Annotated in this window: 17 protein-coding genes; 7 read left to right on the plus strand and 10 right to left on the minus strand. The window is 38.3% G+C overall.

Annotated features, from left to right (window positions below):
* The first annotated feature begins 5 nt into the window (after nucleotides 1-5).
* The 5 genes from secA2 to brnQ all read left to right on the plus strand — a co-directional run bounded on the left by secA2 (nucleotide 6) and on the right by brnQ (nucleotide 5,595).
* Complete coding sequence (gene secA2 / locus AC3AQ9_RS17885; RefSeq protein WP_488308842.1) at nucleotides 6-2,369, plus strand: accessory Sec system translocase SecA2; 2,364 nt, start codon at nucleotides 6-8, stop codon at nucleotides 2,367-2,369.
* Nucleotides 2,366-3,262, plus strand: coding sequence for an accessory Sec system S-layer assembly protein (locus tag AC3AQ9_RS17890; protein WP_488308843.1), 897 nt, complete (start codon nucleotides 2,366-2,368; stop codon nucleotides 3,260-3,262). The genes secA2 and AC3AQ9_RS17890 overlap by 4 nt, the downstream gene beginning before the upstream one ends.
* Nucleotides 3,263-3,575: 313 nt before the next feature.
* Nucleotides 3,576-3,857 (plus strand): hypothetical protein, encoded by a 282-nt coding sequence (locus tag AC3AQ9_RS17895; protein ID WP_488308844.1) that lies wholly within the window; start codon nucleotides 3,576-3,578, stop codon nucleotides 3,855-3,857.
* A 115-nt stretch (nucleotides 3,858-3,972) separates the two neighbouring features.
* Nucleotides 3,973-4,155 (plus strand): CsbD family protein, encoded by a 183-nt coding sequence (locus tag AC3AQ9_RS17900; RefSeq protein ID WP_488308845.1) that lies wholly within the window; start codon nucleotides 3,973-3,975, stop codon nucleotides 4,153-4,155.
* 120 nt (nucleotides 4,156-4,275) lie between these two features.
* Nucleotides 4,276-5,595, plus strand: coding sequence for a branched-chain amino acid transport system II carrier protein (gene brnQ / locus AC3AQ9_RS17905; RefSeq protein ID WP_488308846.1), 1,320 nt, complete (start codon nucleotides 4,276-4,278; stop codon nucleotides 5,593-5,595).
* Between the two features lie 44 nt (nucleotides 5,596-5,639).
* Here brnQ and AC3AQ9_RS17910 read toward each other — a convergent pair whose 3' ends face one another.
* Both AC3AQ9_RS17910 and AC3AQ9_RS17915 read right to left on the minus strand, forming a co-directional pair.
* The gene (locus tag AC3AQ9_RS17910) at nucleotides 5,640-6,563 is read right to left on the minus strand and encodes a general stress protein (RefSeq protein ID WP_488308847.1); all 924 of its coding nucleotides are present in this window, start codon (nucleotides 6,561-6,563) and stop codon (nucleotides 5,640-5,642) included.
* A gap of 193 nt (nucleotides 6,564-6,756) precedes the next feature.
* The gene (locus AC3AQ9_RS17915; protein ID WP_488308848.1) at nucleotides 6,757-7,305 is read right to left on the minus strand and encodes a YflT domain-containing protein; all 549 of its coding nucleotides are present in this window, start codon (nucleotides 7,303-7,305) and stop codon (nucleotides 6,757-6,759) included.
* A 432-nt stretch (nucleotides 7,306-7,737) separates the two neighbouring features.
* Between AC3AQ9_RS17915 and AC3AQ9_RS17920 the strand changes: the two genes are divergently transcribed.
* Both AC3AQ9_RS17920 and AC3AQ9_RS17925 read left to right on the plus strand, forming a co-directional pair.
* The gene (locus AC3AQ9_RS17920; protein WP_488308849.1) at nucleotides 7,738-9,027 is read left to right on the plus strand and encodes a helix-turn-helix domain-containing protein; all 1,290 of its coding nucleotides are present in this window, start codon (nucleotides 7,738-7,740) and stop codon (nucleotides 9,025-9,027) included.
* Nucleotides 9,028-9,042: 15 nt separating this feature from the next.
* A complete protein-coding gene (locus tag AC3AQ9_RS17925) occupies nucleotides 9,043-9,324 on the plus strand; it encodes a hypothetical protein (protein ID WP_488308850.1) in 282 nt (93 codons plus the stop codon).
* Between the two features lie 46 nt (nucleotides 9,325-9,370).
* Here the strand turns inward: AC3AQ9_RS17925 and AC3AQ9_RS17930 are convergent, their stop codons facing one another.
* The 8 genes from AC3AQ9_RS17930 to AC3AQ9_RS17965 form a co-directional block, all read right to left on the minus strand.
* On the minus strand, nucleotides 9,371-10,657 hold the full coding sequence (locus AC3AQ9_RS17930) for a glucose-6-phosphate isomerase (RefSeq protein WP_488308851.1): 1,287 nt from the start codon (nucleotides 10,655-10,657) through the stop codon (nucleotides 9,371-9,373).
* A gap of 82 nt (nucleotides 10,658-10,739) precedes the next feature.
* Nucleotides 10,740-11,795, minus strand: coding sequence for a calcium/proton exchanger (gene cax, locus AC3AQ9_RS17935; protein WP_488308852.1), 1,056 nt, complete (start codon nucleotides 11,793-11,795; stop codon nucleotides 10,740-10,742).
* 192 nt (nucleotides 11,796-11,987) lie between these two features.
* Nucleotides 11,988-12,722 carry a gamma-glutamyl-gamma-aminobutyrate hydrolase family protein gene (locus AC3AQ9_RS17940; RefSeq protein WP_488308853.1) on the minus strand — a complete coding sequence of 245 codons (735 nt, stop codon included), beginning with the start codon at nucleotides 12,720-12,722 and terminating at the stop codon, nucleotides 11,988-11,990.
* Nucleotides 12,723-12,952: 230 nt separating this feature from the next.
* Nucleotides 12,953-13,276, minus strand: coding sequence for an MGMT family protein (locus AC3AQ9_RS17945; RefSeq protein WP_488308854.1), 324 nt, complete (start codon nucleotides 13,274-13,276; stop codon nucleotides 12,953-12,955).
* A gap of 32 nt (nucleotides 13,277-13,308) precedes the next feature.
* Entirely contained in the window at nucleotides 13,309-13,782 is a 474-nt protein-coding gene (locus AC3AQ9_RS17950; RefSeq protein ID WP_488308855.1) for a hypothetical protein, read from the minus strand.
* A gap of 56 nt (nucleotides 13,783-13,838) precedes the next feature.
* Entirely contained in the window at nucleotides 13,839-14,819 is a 981-nt protein-coding gene (locus AC3AQ9_RS17955) for a GNAT family N-acetyltransferase (protein WP_488308856.1), read from the minus strand.
* Between the two features lie 29 nt (nucleotides 14,820-14,848).
* Nucleotides 14,849-15,520, minus strand: a complete 672-nt coding sequence (locus AC3AQ9_RS17960; RefSeq protein ID WP_488308857.1) for a YveK family protein — start codon at nucleotides 15,518-15,520, stop codon at nucleotides 14,849-14,851.
* 1,001 nt (nucleotides 15,521-16,521) lie between these two features.
* Nucleotides 16,522-17,820, minus strand: a complete 1,299-nt coding sequence (locus AC3AQ9_RS17965) for a Zn-dependent hydrolase (RefSeq protein WP_488308858.1) — start codon at nucleotides 17,818-17,820, stop codon at nucleotides 16,522-16,524.
* Nucleotides 17,821-17,827 lie beyond the last annotated feature (7 nt).

Below are 17,827 nucleotides of genomic sequence, written 5' to 3' on the forward strand. Positions count from 1 at the left end.
CATATATGGTAACATTTTTAAAACACTCAAATAAACTAATTTCCAGGAAATTAAAAAAATACAATAAAATTGTTAATGAAATTAATAGACTGGAAGCAACTTATCAAAAAATGAGTGATGAAGAACTTCAGCATATGACTACTATATTTCAAGAACAACTTCAAAATAAAACCAAATTGGATAAAATAATTCCGGACGTCTTTGCTGTAGTGCGGGAAGCTTCAAAGAGAGTTTTAAATATGCGCCATTTCGATGTTCAACTTATCGGCGGATTGGTATTGGCTGAAGGTAATATAGCTGAAATGCCAACTGGAGAAGGAAAAACACTTGTAGCCTCCCTCCCTGCTTATGCTAGAGCATTGGAAGGTAAAGGCGTACATATCATTACAGTCAACGACTATCTGGCTAAACGCGACTTTGAACAAATTGGTAAAATCCATCAATTTTTAGGCTTAACAGTTGGCTTGAATCTTCCTCTAATGACCGCAGAAGAAAAGAAAGCTGCTTATTTATCAGATATTACTTACGGTGTAGGAACAGAGTTTGGCTTCGACTATTTGCGCGACAATATGGTTGAGAATATGAATGATACAGTACAACGCCCCTATCATTATGCAATTATTGATGAAGTAGACAGCGTTTTGATAGATGAAGCAAAAACCCCTTTAATTGTTGCCGGCAAAACAAAAGCCAGTGCAGAACTTCATCAAATCAGTGCAATATTGGCATCCCGGTTCATAGAAGAAGTGGATTATGATTTTGATCCTGAAACAAAAGCAACTTCATTGACAGAGACAGGGATTGAAAAAGTTGAAAAAGCTTTTGGAATTGAAAACTTATATGAATTAGAACATCAGACACTTTATCATTATGTCATTATGGCAGTAAGAGCGCGTGTCATGTTTCAAAGAGACGTCGATTACATTGTAAAAGATGGAAAAATCGTACTTGTGGATATGTTCACTGGCCGGACTATGGAAGGAAGAACATTGTCTGATGGCCTGCATCAAGCGATAGAAGCAAAAGAAAAAGTGGAAATTACAGAAGAAAATAAAGCACAGGCACAAATCACTATTCAAAATTACTTTAGAATGTATCCAATTCTTTCTGGTATGACTGGTACTGCTAAAACACAAGAAAAAGAATTCAGAGATGTTTATGGCATGGACGTTATTCAAGTGCCGACAAATAACCCCCGGGCAAGAATTGATTTGCCTGACCGTGTATTTTTAACTGCAGAAAATAAATATGAAGAAGTGGCACGGCAAGTGCTTGAACGCCATAAAAAAGGACAACCCGTTTTGATCGGCACCACTTCAATTTTGCAATCTGAAGAAGTTGCAAAATATTTGAAAGAGAAAGGTTTGAACTTCCAATTATTGAACGCTAAAAGTGTGGAACAGGAAGTCGATCTGATTTCTCAAGCCGGTCAATTAAACCAGATTACAGTAGCAACAAATATGGCTGGCCGCGGCACTGACATAATGTTAGGTGAAGGCGTTGCTGCCATTGGCGGCTTGCATGTAATTGGAACGGAAAAGCATGAAAGCCGCAGGGTTGACAATCAATTGCGCGGACGTTCCGGCCGCCAAGGCGATCCAGGCTCTACCCAGTTCATCATTTCCTTGACGGATGATATGTTTAAGCGTTTTGCGAAAGAAGAAATTGAGAAATTCACTAAAAAAGTTGAAACAACTAAGGACGGAGAAATACTGAATAAAGAAGTCCATGAATTAACTGAACGCACACAACGGATAGTTGAAGGTTCTCATTTCTCTATGCGTGAATATAATTTGAAACTTGATGACGTCATTAATGATCAGCGTAAAATTATTTATGACTTACGCACTCGTGTTTTAAGCGGCAATGAAAATATGCAAATACTAAAAAACATGGTTTTTGAAGCAGCTGAATCCATTATTTCAAAAACGATAATCGAAAATCAAAATGAAGACCATGGATATATCCAGGAAACGCGGCACTCCTTACATGAATTAGTAGGAAAAGACATAGCACTTCCAGAGGCTAATACGGTAAAAGAAGTTGAAGATGCTGTAAAATCGCTCATCAATGATTCACTTGATTTAATTGATTCATACGCGAACAATAAAAGATTTACTGACATTTTGCCTTTCGTCATGAAGTCCTATATCGATAAAATGTGGATAAAACAATTAGAAACTATGTCTTATTTAAAAGAAGGAATCGGTTTGCGATCCTATCAACAAGAAGATCCATTGAGAATATATCAGCGTGAGGGTCTCGAGCTATTTACAAGTAATTTTCAAGAATTGCGCTACTCAATTGCAACTGAATTACTTGGCTTTTTACGAATGCTTGAGAATGAAGATAAGGAGACAACACTATGAATATCTTTTCATTCTTTAAAAAAACTGCGGCAACTGGAAATGAGTCTATTATTGATTCATCAGAATTGATTGATGATGGCATATCCAGCAATGGAGGAACAAGTGAAGTTTCAACTACTTTATCCATTTCTCCTGAATGGACAATGAACAAAGAACAAGAATATGTTCTGAAATTTCTATCCAATGATTTGCCTCCATTGAAAGCGAATCAATTATCGTTAGCGGGAATTGATATTGACAAAGAAATACAATCAGGTGATTGGAATGTCCAGGCTTTTCTAAGATCTTCTCTGGATCGGCCAATAAAACTTGGTAAAGCAGAACTGATGCTACTAGACGAAGATGAAAAAATCGTTGCTGCCCAGGAATTCGATTTATCTCAAATTGGCACGTTGCCTGCTTTTTCTGATCGGCCATGGATATTTAAATTTGATAAAAACAATATCATAAATTCTGAATCGCCAACAAATCAGTGGACAATAGCTTTTAATGTACAATCTCTTGTCCCCCACTCTTTGGAACTGGATCCTGCTTGGGAAAATGCGCTAGAAGACAGCCAAAAAACCGCTTTAAGAGAACTCGTGCAAACTTTACCAGATTTGAATCCTCGAGAAGTAAATGTCACTGGATTTCAAGCAAAATTTACACAAGAAAATGGATTAGCAGTATCCGTTTTTATTCGTAATGGACATACTCGACATATTCAATTAGAGAAAATACCACTGGAAATCTTAGATGCAGCTGGAAAACAAGTTGCGATAGGTTCGTTTTCTTTAGAAAATCTGACAATCAAAGCCAACACCTCTAAACCATGGACATTTATTTTCCCAAAAGAGATGCTTAAAATGAATGACCCTGATTTATCACGCTGGACCGCCCGAATCAGTAAATAAGAAAAAGGCCGCCTGTTCAAAATCCCTTCGAACAGGCGGCCTTTTTCTATTCATTTTTATCAACACATGGAGTCTTTTGCTGTCATCATTATTTATATCGCTTGGTTACAAAAGTATCTTTTACGTCAATGAACATCACTGCATCTTTCTTACCAAGAATACTGATTAAAGTTATTTAATGAACTCAGGAAAAAGCATAAATTAACTAAGAACGTTTCATTCGTACTAATTTTCTTTTAAATCACAGGATATATGTTATAATCAACTTGTAGTTCGAATTTTACAAAAATTATACTTAGGGGTGCAAAAAGCGATGAATGGCAATCTGGAATTTTATGCAAGTTTGATAGAATGGACGCCTTGGGACGAAGCAGCTGTATTGAAAATGCAGTATCTGTACCGCGCTGAACTGGCTAAATCTATCACTTGTGTAGGATTACTTGTCGACTTGTCCATGGATCAGCATATTGAAGTTCGCAAAGGAGTGGCTGAAAATCCTCGAACTCCATTAACTACTTTAAGGCGTTTGGCAGAACAGGATTTTTGCGGCAGTGTACGGGATGCCGCTAAAGATACCTTATCGTCACTTATCTAAATTTATAAAATCCCCATTAAGATGATCGGAGTTTTAACTGCCGATTAACGCTCAATGTTTAACTATTTCCCAGTCGGTTATATATACACTAAGACATTTAAGAGGAGGAATTTCAATGAGCAATGGTGAAGGTTTATCAGATAAATTAAAAGGCGCAGTAAATAAAGGCAAAGGTGAAATGAAAGACCAAGTCGGGAATGCCACAGGCGACCACAAGAAACAAGCAGAAGGTAAACTTGATAAAGCTAAAGGCGATTTGCAGGATCAAGTCGGAGAATTTAAAAAAGACAATAAATAAAAGAAATTAAATCCGGTCATTTTGATCGGATTTTTTGATTCCTCTATTTAAAGTTTTTTAAAATTCTTAAGTTCAGCTATAATAAGAATTTGTGTAAATAGTTTTTAAAAGGAGTTTGCTATGCGAAAGAGAACGCTGACTTTAAATGAATCCATTATGATTGGACTTATGTTATTTGCCTTATTCTTAGGCGCCGGCAATATCATATTCCCTCCCTACCTTGGCCAGCTCGCAGGAACCAACATCGTGCCTGCCATTATCGGCTTTCTATTGACCGGTGTCGGTTTGCCTCTTCTTGGGATTTTGGCAATTGCGAAAGCAGGAGGAGATTTGCAAACAATTGCAGGCCGTGTTCATCCTGTTTTCGGTATTATATTCACTTCAATCGTCTATTTAGCAATCGGTCCTTTTTTTGGAATCCCGCGCACTGCAACTGTTTCTTTTGAGATCGGGATAGCGCCTTTTCTCCCTAGCAATTTCGATTCCTCTTTTTGGCCATTGCTCATTTTCTCGATCATTTTCTTTGCGGTGACCATTCTGTTTTCTTTAAACCCTACGAAGTTAGTGGACCGGATAGGAAAAATTTTAACGCCCATTTTAATTTTGGTTATTGGATTGTTGGCTGTAAAAAGCATTCTTACACCGATGGGTGAAATAGAGGAACCGATAGGCAATTACAGCACCGATGCTTTTTTCAACAGTTTTTTACAAGGATATTTAACAATGGATGCGATTGCGGCCCTTGTCTTTGGAATTGTCATTATTGAAGCAATCCGCGCAAAAGGCGTAATCGACCAAAGAACGATTTTAAAAACAACTGCTTTTGCAGGTTTTATTGCTGCATCAGGATTGGCATTGGTCTACGTGTCCCTTAGTTACATAGGTGTCACCAGCGTATCGGCTGTTGGCTTACAGGATAATGGAGGGACGATTATTGCTCTGGCATCACGTGTACTCTATGGCGAAATGGGAGGAGTTATTTTATCGGCCACTATTCTTTTTGCCTGCTTGTCAACTTCCATTGGATTAGTTGCAGCCACTGCCCAGTTTTCCCATAAGATATATCCGAAAATTTCATATGTCTCTTATGTTATTGCTTATGCCGGATTCAGCACATTAATTGCTAATATAGGGTTAGCGCAGTTGATTGCAGTGTCGCTCCCTGTCTTATTGGCAATCTATCCAATAGCTATCGTTCTGGTAGTATTGTCGTTCTTCGACCGTTCATTCGACCGCCAACCGTTTGTTTATGTAATTGCCCTCACTTTAACAGGCATCATCAGTGTCTTTGACGGCCTTCGTGCAGCTGGTCTATCATTCAATAGCATAGACAAAGCATTAAGCATCTTGCCGCTATTTGAACAAGGCATCGGCTGGCTGGTTCCAGCCATTGTTGGAACCCTCCTTGGCACCGTGATTGCCCGCTTTAAGAGGCAATAAAATAACGAAAGAAAACAGCCCTCAATTGAAGGCTGTTTTTTCGTTCAGAATAATTTAGGAGTTGGTGGAGTGCCTGGTTTTTTATTCGCTTCTTCGTGAAGTGATTTCCCTTCTCTTGGGCTGCGCGGTTCTTCAAAATCATCATTTCTGTCATTTAATAAATGCTCTTCTTCGGAATCACGGCCAAATGGCGCTGGCCCCAGATTTGGGTCGATGCCAGGAGACTGATCATCTTGTCTCCGATGGACGCCATCATCCGAATTCATTATATCCCCTCCTGCATCTGATCCGATCCCCGGTTCATGTTCCATCAGTTTTTCTTCCGGTAAACTCTCATCGGCAGTTCGGCTGCCGGTTGTTGGGTGAATGCTGTCACCTTTCAGCCGGGAATCCTGTGTTTTATCCCCGTAGCCTGGAACGCCATACTGTTCTTCTCTCGGCGTTTTCGTAGTGTAAATTTCATCTGACCGGATGCCGGTAGTACCCAAATCCGTTCTTACATCTTTATCACGGATAGGTGCATCATTATGTCTTCGATCGTCTCGTTCAACATCGCGCCCAAAAGGTGCCATAGCCGTATTGCGCTTTACTTCATCGCTGTCAACTGTCCGGGTATCATCCCCGAAAGAAGAATAGTTATCATTTTCTCTTGATGGCAGTTCGGTATAAAGCAATATCGCTCCATTTTCAAGGTTTTCCTGATAATCATCTATTTGCCGTTGTTCAAGGTCCAATTTTTTCAATTCTTCCCGGACCGTATCTCTTCCGGTAAAAAATGATTTGAATTTGCTGCCTATAGAGCCCGTTTCATGTGTTTGAATTTCCCGGTCATCGCCAACTGCCCCAAGTACGGAATCATCGTCTACAAGCACATGTATATCGTTTTCCTGATAACCGCGCATTTTCAATTCTTCCACTTTGCTTAGCATTTCTTCCTGGCTGTATACTAAAACAATTTCACGATTCATAAGTTTCATCCTCCTGTAACTGGTTTTAATATATGTGTACCCTAAGGTCTTGAAAGCTAAAACATCTGCATTTCTTTCATTATTAGCACTAAAGAAAACCTCCGGAAGAAATCCGGAGGTTTTTTATGTTTTATTTATATTTCTACATCTTTTCATTCAATAAAGATTTTAGAGCATTTTCCATTTTTACCCCTTACTTTTTCTTCTCATTTTCAGGTAAAGTAGTAAAAGAGATGTGATTTTCTTCTTTCATCAGCAATGGATCATGCTGAAACGATTCTCCACGGTCAAAGCGATCTTGTGGATCATCAAATGTATTATCTACTGAATTTACATATTCATTGGTAGAAGCTTCTACCGGATTTCCTTCACGGTCCCGAAAATGGCTTTCAGCGATCACTTCATCAATGCCTTTTCGGCCAGCGTTGACATACAGAAGAATCCCGCCTTTTTCAAGTTCATCTGAGTAACGTTCATATTCAGAGTCAGACAATCCCAATGATTTAACTCCACCTCCCTTATTTTCGTGACTGGAGAAAATCCCTTTGAATTTCTCTTTGAAAGAACCTGCTCCTTCAATTTCTGCCTCAGTCTTATTTTCAACTCGATCAAATCGATCTATATCTTTCGCCATAATATGAATTTCACTTTCCTCGTACCCTTGCTGCTTTAAATCATTGATTTTAGATAATAGATCTTTCTCTGAATAGACAACTGCCAATACTTGCTTTTCAGAACCCATACAAAAACCTCCAAAGGACTAAGTATTTTTACTATCTTTACCCTTAAAAGAAGAAGCTCTAAACTTGCTTGGCGCCATGTCTTCAATCATCCGCTCAATAATTGACCGATTCTGCACAGATTTTCTCGAAAACGTAGATTTACATACTTATTATAATCGTTTATGCTTTATAATAATTCCCCTTCTAGGTATTATTTACCTTTTATTTTTATTATTAAAATAGGTCTTAAAAAAGCAGTTTATTTCGAAAATTGATGATATCATGGATGTAATATATGGAATTGCAGTACACTAAGAGTTGTGGAGGCGGATATTATAGTACTTAACAATATTTCATCTTTCTATTTCACAGAAGCCACGACTAAGTTGGAAAAGAACTCTCCTACGTGGATGACCGATATTCTGCCCATTCAAACGGAAAGGAGAGAATCAATGAATACAGGTTTACGCCTCAAATACCATAGGCTAAAAAAGAGAATCAGCTTAGAAGAAACCGCTTCAGGGATCCTCTCTCCGAGAGAACTGAAAAAAATTGAATCAGGTCTTAAAGAGCCGTCATTGCGTGATCTTGAAGCGTTGTGCAAAAAGCTGGAAATTTCTTTAGCTCCAAAAGAAAACCCGATTGGCCAAGTGTTAGTCAAAAACTTCAAATCTTCTTTGCTTCATCCTCAAAACAAAGGAAAAATCATGGAACAATATGCAGATATTCATGACCACCCCTTGCTGCATGCTAATGAAGATATCGAACTCGAATATAACATTCAGCAAATCCGTTATTTCATTATCACGGGAGATTTAGACAGTGCAGAAGAAAAACTGAAAGAAATGGAACGTTTTAAAGAGTTTATGAACCAGGAACAGTTTTACTTGTTTCATAAATATACGGGGAATTATTACTATATATTAAATGATTTCGAAGCTGCCCTTAGAACATATTTAATGGCTGAGAAAATTTCACCTAATTCATTAACTGCTTCTGAAAAAGGCGATTTATATTATTCTATTGGAATTACTTCTTCACAATGCTGGGAAACCGAAATGGCCTTTAAATACACTGAGATGGCTTTAAAGATTTATCAACAAGAGTTTATACCTAAGCGAATCGTTGAATGCCATATTAATATGGGAATCACTCATAATAGACTCGGTAATTACAAAACTTCAATTGAACACTATCAAAATGCTTCAGCTATTGGAAGAAAATTAGATATAGAAATACTAAAGTTCACCACTGAATATAACTTAGGCTATAATTACTTTCTCAATCAAGAATATGAATTAGCGAAAGAACACATGATAGCTGCATTAGACTTTATTCCAGCCGAATATATTTCAGACACTTTATTAAGTTATTGTGTAATCATTATGTCTGATATTGAACAGAACAACCATGAGTCGATAGAGATTTGGAAAAATAAAGGCCTGGATCTTATTAAAGCAAAAAAAGTAAATTTAGATTCCCCTACTAACCATGCCTTCAAAGAATCTTATATTGAATTTATGTGTTTAATTCATCTGACAGCGGAAGAACTTACCGATTTTGAAAATTTAACTTTAACTTATTTAATCCCAAGTCTAGAACACCATAAAAACTTTTATGAATTGGGATATTTTTATAGTCAATTGGGTAATGTCTACTATAAACAAAAGCTATATGAAAAGTCTGCACTTGCTTATAGAAAGTCTCAAGAAGCCTATAAAAATTTAATAAGAAAACAATGAGGAGTGAAAAAGCACATGAAAAAAGGCACTGGATTACTTTTAACTACAATTTTAGCTTTAACTGTCCTTTCTATTAATACTTCTTTTGATAAAGAAGAAGATCTAGCGAGTGGATTCCGCATTCCTGAACCTTGGTCCGTGAAAAATGGTGTGGCCAACTGGCGTGTCCCTGAACCCTGGTCCGTGAAAAGTGATGTGGCCAACTGGCGTGTCCCTGAACCTTGGTCCGTGAAAAGTGATGTGGCCAACTGGCGTGTCCCTGAACCTTGGTCCGTGAAAGAGAATTTCAAAGCTTAATCAAATGAAAAAACCAGCGGCTTTTATGAGCCGCTGGTTTTTTTGCTTAAATCGTTTTCTCGTATCCTGGCTTTCCAAGCAACTTAAACATGTTTTGCTTGTACAATTCGACGCCAGGCTGGTCAAATGGATTAACGCCGGACAAGTAAGCGCTCATTGCACACGCTTTTAAGAAGAAATAAATTAAATACCCTGTATTGAATGCATCTATTCGATTAACTTCAATTGTCAGAACAGGCACGCCACCTTCTACATGCGCTAATGCTGTAGCATTCATAGCTTGCTGGTTGACTTCATGCATCGTTTTATCAGCCAAATAATTTAAGCCGTCTCCATTCTCTTCATCAAAAGGGATTTTGCTTTGGTATTGATCTTCGCTGAAACTAATCATCGTTTCAAACAAGGTACGCCGGCCATTTTGAAGATATTGCCCTAAAGAGTGCAAGTCGGTCGAATATATGACCGATGCCGGGAAAATGCCTTTCCCTTGTTTGCCTTCGCTTTCGCCAAACAATTGCTTCCACCATTCATTCAGGCCTGACATTGCCGGTTCAAAACTGGCGAGAACTTCTACTGAATACCCCCGGGCGTTGAGAATTTGGCGATACGCCGCATAAAGGTAAGCGTCATTCTCAAACACATCAGCCGATGCCAATTCTTTTTCCGCCTTTGCTGCACCGTCCACTAATGCACGAATATCTACTCCTGCGACAGCTAAAGGCAATAATCCAACTGCAGTCAGAACTGAATAACGTCCCCCGACATCAGGCGGAATTTCAAATGACGTATAACCTGTAGAATCAACAGCCTTGCGAAGAGCACCTTCCGTTTTATCAGTTGTGACAATAATACGTTCTGCAGCTTGCTCGCCGTATTTTTCGTACATCCATGCACGCAGCACCCGGAACGCTATAGCCGGTTCAGTAGTTGTTCCCGACTTTGAAATAACGTTTAATGCCACTTCTTTGCCTTGGATAAAAGACAAGAGTTCTTCCATATAACGGCCACTCAAATTTTGGCCTGCATAAACTACGTCCATATCATTCAAGCCAAAAGATGGACAAAGAAGATCTTGTACCGCTTTTGCACCTAAATAGGATCCACCTATACCAATAACAATTAGTACCTCTGCTTCTTTCCGGAGCTTTTGTGCAGTTTCTTCTATTCGGGCCAATTCGTTCCTGTCCATTTGAGAAGCCCATTCCAGCCAGCCCAAATATTCAGCTCCGGCTCCTTTTTTTTCATGAATCTTACGGTGAGCTGATTCGACAAAATCCTGCATTGCCATTACTTCATCTTTTTCAATGAATTGATTCAGATACTTGTCATTCAAAGATACTGTTCCGATAAGAACCACCGCCTTTTTTTGATATATTCAGTTTACCATGAAGCAGATGTCAAAAGTCTTATATTTTTTACAGTAAGTAAAACCCAATTCCCATGATTAAATAAGCGGCTAGAAGAGTTAAACCTTCAAACCAGTTGGATTCTCCGTCGTTCATTACATTGATTGCCAGAAATACCGCAGTAATCATCGCTACAAGTTCAGATATAGTGAAAACCAATGGCATCTGTACCGGCATAAAAAGTGAAATCAGCACAAGTACTGGTGCTACAAACATGGCAATTTGCAGCGTAGAGCCGATGGCAATTTCAACTGCGATATCCATTTTGTTTTTCATTGCCATAATAATAGCGGACGCATGCTCTGCTGCATTCCCTACAATCGCCACAATAATAACTCCGATAAACAACTCTGACCATCCAAACTGTTCCCCTACTTCCTCAAACGTATGAACTAAATTCTCGGAGACATAAGCCACAAACAAAGTAGCGACTAATAAAATAATAAGCGCTTTTCTTTTGGACCATTCCGGCTCTTCATGTGAAGACTCAGTTTCAGGATCCGCATGGGCATACACGCCGCGATGTGTAACCAGCTTAAAAAATAATCCGGCTAAATACAACAGAATTAAAATGATCGATATCCCTACACTCAATTGGATGGTCTTCGTATCATTCATCGTCATAGCAAAAATTTCAGGAATGACAAAAGCCACTACTACGGCAAAAATCAACAAGCCAGAATTATGGGAGGCATCATGGATACTGAATTTCTGCCTTTTAAATTTAATGCCGCCAAGGAAAAAGGAAAGACCTCCTACAAGCAATAAATTCCCTAATACAGAACCTGTCAAGGAGGCTAGAACAACTCCAATGAGCCCTGCTTGCAATGCGAAAATAGAGATGATAAGTTCTACTGCGTTTCCAAAAGTTGCATTAAGGAGTCCACCTATTCGTGGGCCACTGACAATCGCAAGACTTTCCGTCGCACGTCCCATGAAACTGGATAAGGCTACTATACTTATTGAACAGATGATAAACATAACTACACTGGGCCAGTGCAACAGTGATCCAACAACCGTCAGCGGTATACCAATAAACGCCGTTATAATAAAAATTCGATTCATAGAACCCTCTCCCATATTCTTTTTAAGCATCAATACCCCCCCTTGGAATATCCTTAACCTCTACTTTTCAAAATATATCTTCAGTCTTTTGCTCTCCCATTTTTTCTTCAATATAAATGAAAACAAAAACCCCTACACTGTCAGATTGGTTTCTGATAGTGTAGGGGTTTTTGAATAGAGACTTTAAAATATTTATTGATTTTGCCCTTTATCTTTCATGCATTCTTTTACAAAACGATCAAATAGTTTTTTGGAGGCTTCGTCTCCCTGGACCGCAAATTCTTCAGGATGCCACTGTATGCCCATTACAAATTGATAAAACTCACTTTCAAGTGCCTCAACGAGTCCATCTGCAGCTCGGGCTGTTACTTTCAACTGGCTTGAAACATCTTTCACTCCTTGGTGATGGAACGAATTCACATTGAATTCTTTTTCGCCCATGATCTCAAGCAGTTTACTATCTTCTTCAAGTTTAACCGAATGGGTCCGGTGCGTCCGCATTGCCAGTTGTTTATGTTGATTTAAATTGCCTTCAAATTGTGCTTCCAAATCCTGATAATTTGTGCCGCCTAGTGAAATATTCAGCATTTGAAGCCCTCGGCACATCCCGATAAATGGTTTATCCAGCTTCAGGAAATTTAATATCAGTTCTTTCTCGTATTCATCACTGCCAGGATATACCGCTCCCAAGCGGACATGCGGTTCTTCTCCATAAAGCAAAGGATTAATATCTCCTCCACCTGTAACGATTAGGCCATCCAGCCGTTCGCATAATACCGGAATGTCTTCTTGATCTACAATCGGGACAATCAACGGCAATCCGCCGGACTGTAAAATAGCTTGGCCATAAACCGGATCAAGTGAATACATTTGGTCTTTTTCAACTCGCGCTGTAATTCCAATAACTGGTTTATCTGTATTTTTCATAAATTGTTTTCCTCTTTTCATTTAAAACGGCACACTCTGCTTATTTACCCAACCGATTAACAAAATAAACAAAAATCAAAGAAGCATACGATTTATTAAAATGAAAATGAAAGGGAGTTTCCTTTATTTTAAAAGTGAGTGAGGATTAAAGACCATGTTAGAAAAAGTAAACGGATGTCGAAGAAGTGCAGGTTAATTTATGTATTAAATCTAATGAAACTATGTATTTATTATTGATCATACGGCTCTTCAGGTATGTATTGATATCGCCGCAAATCGATTTTCCCACGACGATCGACCTCGACTCCTTCTTGTTCAAGAAATGACTGTTGCGTAAATCGTGCCTCTTCATCTTGAATTACGATTTGCCCTTGAGCATTCACTACACGATGCCATGGTAATTGATGTTTACTGCTCATACTATGAAGCAAACGGGCAACTTGCCTAGCTCCCCGCGGACTGCCAGCATGAGCAGCTATTTGCCCATAAGTCATTACTTTCCCAATCGGTATTTTTTTTATCGTCTCAACAGCTTTTTCAGTAAATGGTTGCATTGAACTTCCGTCCTGTCTGATAAAGATTTCCTTTAAGTTGCTGCTGCATTCTTTGCTTCTTCCAGCAACTCACCTCGGCGATAGCGCTCAACCACACCTTGACTGAATTCATATAAAGGAAGTTTTGCAGATTCGACAGCTAAGCCCTTACTATTGTAATGAACGATTTTATAATAATCAATCATGCGGTCGATCAATTCTTCCAGCCCACGCACAGACTCCTCTTTTTGAAACAAGAATGGCTTGCTTAAGTCGATGGATTTTGCGTCTTCGGCATACAAATCCTGCAGCTTGTCCAAATCATTCACAGTTTGATCAAACAATAATTGTTTTCTTTCGTATCGGTAATGATGCCGCCAGTAAACGAATATTTCTTTAGCGATTCCTAACTTTTTGGCTCCTTGAGATGCTGTCAGGCCTTCTTTTACACAGAGGTCAAACATGATCTTTTTTAACGACTTCTTATACTCTCGCTCGATGACTCCTTTATACTGTAAATACCTCATTATATATCCCCTCTCCAAGTTGGCATATAGTTTTACGGTCTACATTACTATTTCTTTTAAACATTTCGATATCTTTTTATCACGTCAATTTCTTCTATAGAAATCAGCTTCTTATAAGTCGAGCTATCATGAACTTTTTCACAAATGTAGAAGGTTGATGGTTCATGATTTGCTATTCCTTTTTTAAGGCCTGAAATTTTTCTTCCCTCTCCTTTAAAATCACTTCCGAGATGAAAAAAAGTGAAATTATTCTCTTTTCCCCACTCCGCAATCTTTAATAAGAGGGCTTTCATTGCGTCGGAGTCTTCTGCTTCTTCCAAACTGCCGTCCAGATGATGGTAAATGGTATCTCCCATAGTTAATACGTAACAAGCGGATACTAACTTGTTTCCGCAGTAAGCTCCAAATAAATGAAGGTGTGGACCAAGTGAACTGATAAGTGTTTCAAAATAATCATTTGTAAAAAAGTAGTAGCTATCGGCATCTTCTCTCCGCCTCACAGTCGAATAGTACAAAACCAGAAATTCAAACATATGGCGTACTGTTCCTAGTTTCTTTATAACATGTTGATCAAGTTCATTCTCCTGCTGCTCATATTCTTTAAGGTCAATGGAGAAAGTGTCATATAAAGGAAGTAATTTCAGTTGTTTCTCAAATAAAAGAGCATTATTTTTTAAAGGATGAAAGCGGATAAACTCTGCGATAATTTTTTCTTCTTCGCAAAACCTAGAAAATTCATTAAGGAAATTTGCAGCCAATTTAGAAGCATTCGATTTAGTCTTTAATAATGGGCCTCCGTATCCAAAAGGTGTGGTGATATCAAAAAAACCTGGGGCATCATTTTCTATGCTCCTTTTGATAAATGGATAAACTACCTCCCCATCTTCACCGGTATAATAAAACATCATCGATTCGCCGGGGTCCAGTTTCATTGCGCTTAAAAAATATTGGCTCGTGTAATATATATCTGTAATTTGGAAAAGGTCGAGAATTTTTTGCCAGCGCATATGATCGTGTATGGCAACAACCTCATACATACTCTTCACCCCTGTTTTTCGGCTAAAAACTATTTAAATACGGTTTGCAGCTTTGCAGCTGCGGATTTGCTGTCTCGTCTTCCTGCCTTAAATAATGTATTTAGCATTTCCAGGATAAATGCCACCAAAGTGCCGATTATAAAACCAAAAGCCCCGGCAACTCCTAAGCTGAAAACCATATCTTTTTCAAATGACGAAGTTGGAAGTTGATCACTCGTAATAGGAATGACCGATATATTATCCACTTCCATCATTTTAGGAACTTCTTCTTTGAAAGTTAATGCGACTGTATTAGCTATTTGAATTGCCAAATCTTTTTCTGCACTGGAAACTGTTATATTTAATACTTGAGAATCAGCTGCTTCAGAAACAATAATTTTTTCGTGTAATTCCTTGATCGTTAAATTCAAACCTAATCCTTCAATGACCTTCCCTAAAACTTGAGGGCTCCTTATAACAGCTCTATAGGTTTCCATAATTTCAGGACCTTGGGAAGCAACCAGCAAATCTGCTTCCGCTGAAGGAGTGATGCTTTCAGCCTGTTCCACTAGAATTTGGCTGGTAGCCTTGTATTCAGGTACTAAGACAAAATACATTAAAAACCACACAGCTCCAACTGAAAGAAAAGTAATGCTGAGAATCACTTTTAATTGTCTCCTTAAATTCTTTAAGATATTTAAAATAAGGATTTTTTGGCCCACAAAATATTCCTCCTTTTAAGCAAATAGAATTAAAGAATAATTAGTTTCTTAAAATTCAGATAATTGTAGTTCATTTATATCATACTTTTTTAGTTCTATCTACACTTTTAGACAAAATAACAAAAAAATAATTGTCATAATTAAGTATTTAGGCTCTGATAATATATTTAACTTTTTTCTGATTTTTATTGTTAGTCCTTTATGCCCCAATATAGTTATATTATCTGATTTATCAGTCTTATGAAGCTTTTTATATTCTTTTTTAATTCTTTAAAGAAGTCATGAGGAAAATTAAAATATATTTTCTGTTTCTACATAAAAAACATCACTTCAAATGAAGCAATGTAAGATGCCAGAAATATACGAGCGGGTTAGCAATTTTTTTACTATAGGAACGGTATGAGATGATAGCTCCGATTTCTCTTGTTTAACGCCGTACCTATAGGTTCACAGCAAAAAACGGTTTTGGAATGAAGCCATTCCAAAACCGTTTTTGTCCATAGTCTGATCTCATCTCGAATGAAATGGGATTTTTTAGTCTTTTCTTAATCCGATAATGCCATTCCTTCTATATATAATGCGATTACTTTCAAGCGCCTTCAACACTCTCGATAAAGTTTGATGCGGGATGTTCATATCCATGGTTATTTCTTTAATCGTTTTGAAAAGGACACCTTCTGGAGTGGAATTTTTCATAAAATATCTTATGAATCTTTCTCCCGTTTCTGCAATCCGATCGGATTCATTAACAAAACATTCCCGGCTCTTCTGAAGTATTTTATGATCCGTAAATGGCTGAGTGTCAGAAAGGTTATTTCTCGCCGATACCATACCTTCGCCTCCCAAATCTTTACTATTTTATTTCCTCATTTACATATATACCCTATAAATAATTAATTATTCATTTTATTGTAAATTTTTTCTTAAAATTCTAATAGTATTATTAATTTTTGTAAACTTAAAAACCCATCCAAGAAATTGGATGGGTTTGCGGATATACATTATTGTTTCATTATTTTCTCGATAAAATCTTTTAAAACATGGACTCCAATTACACAATCATTTAAGGAGGACCATTCTTTAGGATTATGGCTGATTCCTTCTTTGCTTCTGACAAACAGCATGGCAACTGGAATATGCCTTCCGAGAACCATGGCATCATGCCCTGCTCCACTTGGTATATAAGTCGATTTAATTCCAAATTTCGCTAATGATTCAGCTAAATTCTCTTTTAAATTTGCCGCAATCGGAATCGGCTGGATTTTTGTGCTTTGTTTAATCTCTACGTGAATTCCACGTTTAGCTGCTATGCTTCTTGCTTCTTCTGTAATAAGATTTACCAGTTGATCTCGTGTTTGTTCTTGGATATCACGGATGTCTACGTTTAAAGACACTCTTTCCGGGATCACATTGGCTCCATTCGGGAATACGTTCATTTTGCCTACCGTGGCTACTGCAGTTTCGCTTACCTCTCTTGGAAATTCAGAGGCTTTCTGGATAAATTCTGCTGCTGCTACCAGCGGATCCTTTCTCCCTATCATCGGAGTGTTTCCAGCGTGCCCAGCTTCACCGAAAAACTCAACTTCCAGCCATGCTAATCCTGCAATTCCACTGACAATGCCTACTGGCTGATTTTCTTGCTCTAATTTCTTCCCTTGCTCGATATGAACTTCGACAAATAATTCAAGTTCTTTGAAATCGCGCTTTGCACTTTTGAACGCTTGTATTGAACTTCCATAATCTCTCAGTACCTGCTCCAAATCAGCTCCATTAAAATCACGCAAGTTCAGCATCTCTTCATCGCTGATTTCTCCAGCCATAGCACGGCTGCCGCTTAATCCACTATTAAACCGCGATCCTTCCTCATCCGTGAAAATGATCACTTCAAATGGTTTTTCGGGGATATATCCGCTGTCCTTCCATGCCTCTACCACTTCTAAAGCTGATAACACCCCCAATGGCCCATCGAAATTCCCACCGTTCGGAACAGAATCTACATGAGAACCTGAAGCAATGACTTTTGCATCTTGATTTGCTCCTTGAAGGCGCCCAACGACATTTCCAGCACCATCTTCTGACACATCAAGCCCCGCTCCATACATCCACTTTTTCACAAGCGCTTTCGCCGATTTTTCTTCTATAGAAAAACCGGGGCGTTTAACTCCCCCTACTTGTGTAAAGCCGATATGAGATAGCTCATAAAGGCGCCGGGCAAGGCGTTCCCCGTTGATGCCCGAATGTGACAGACTAGTATCAAAACCTTTCAGTAAATCATCCAATACTGGGTTATTTATCGTCATTCTTTTA

Source organism: Planococcus sp. VCh962, assembly GCF_057748275.1.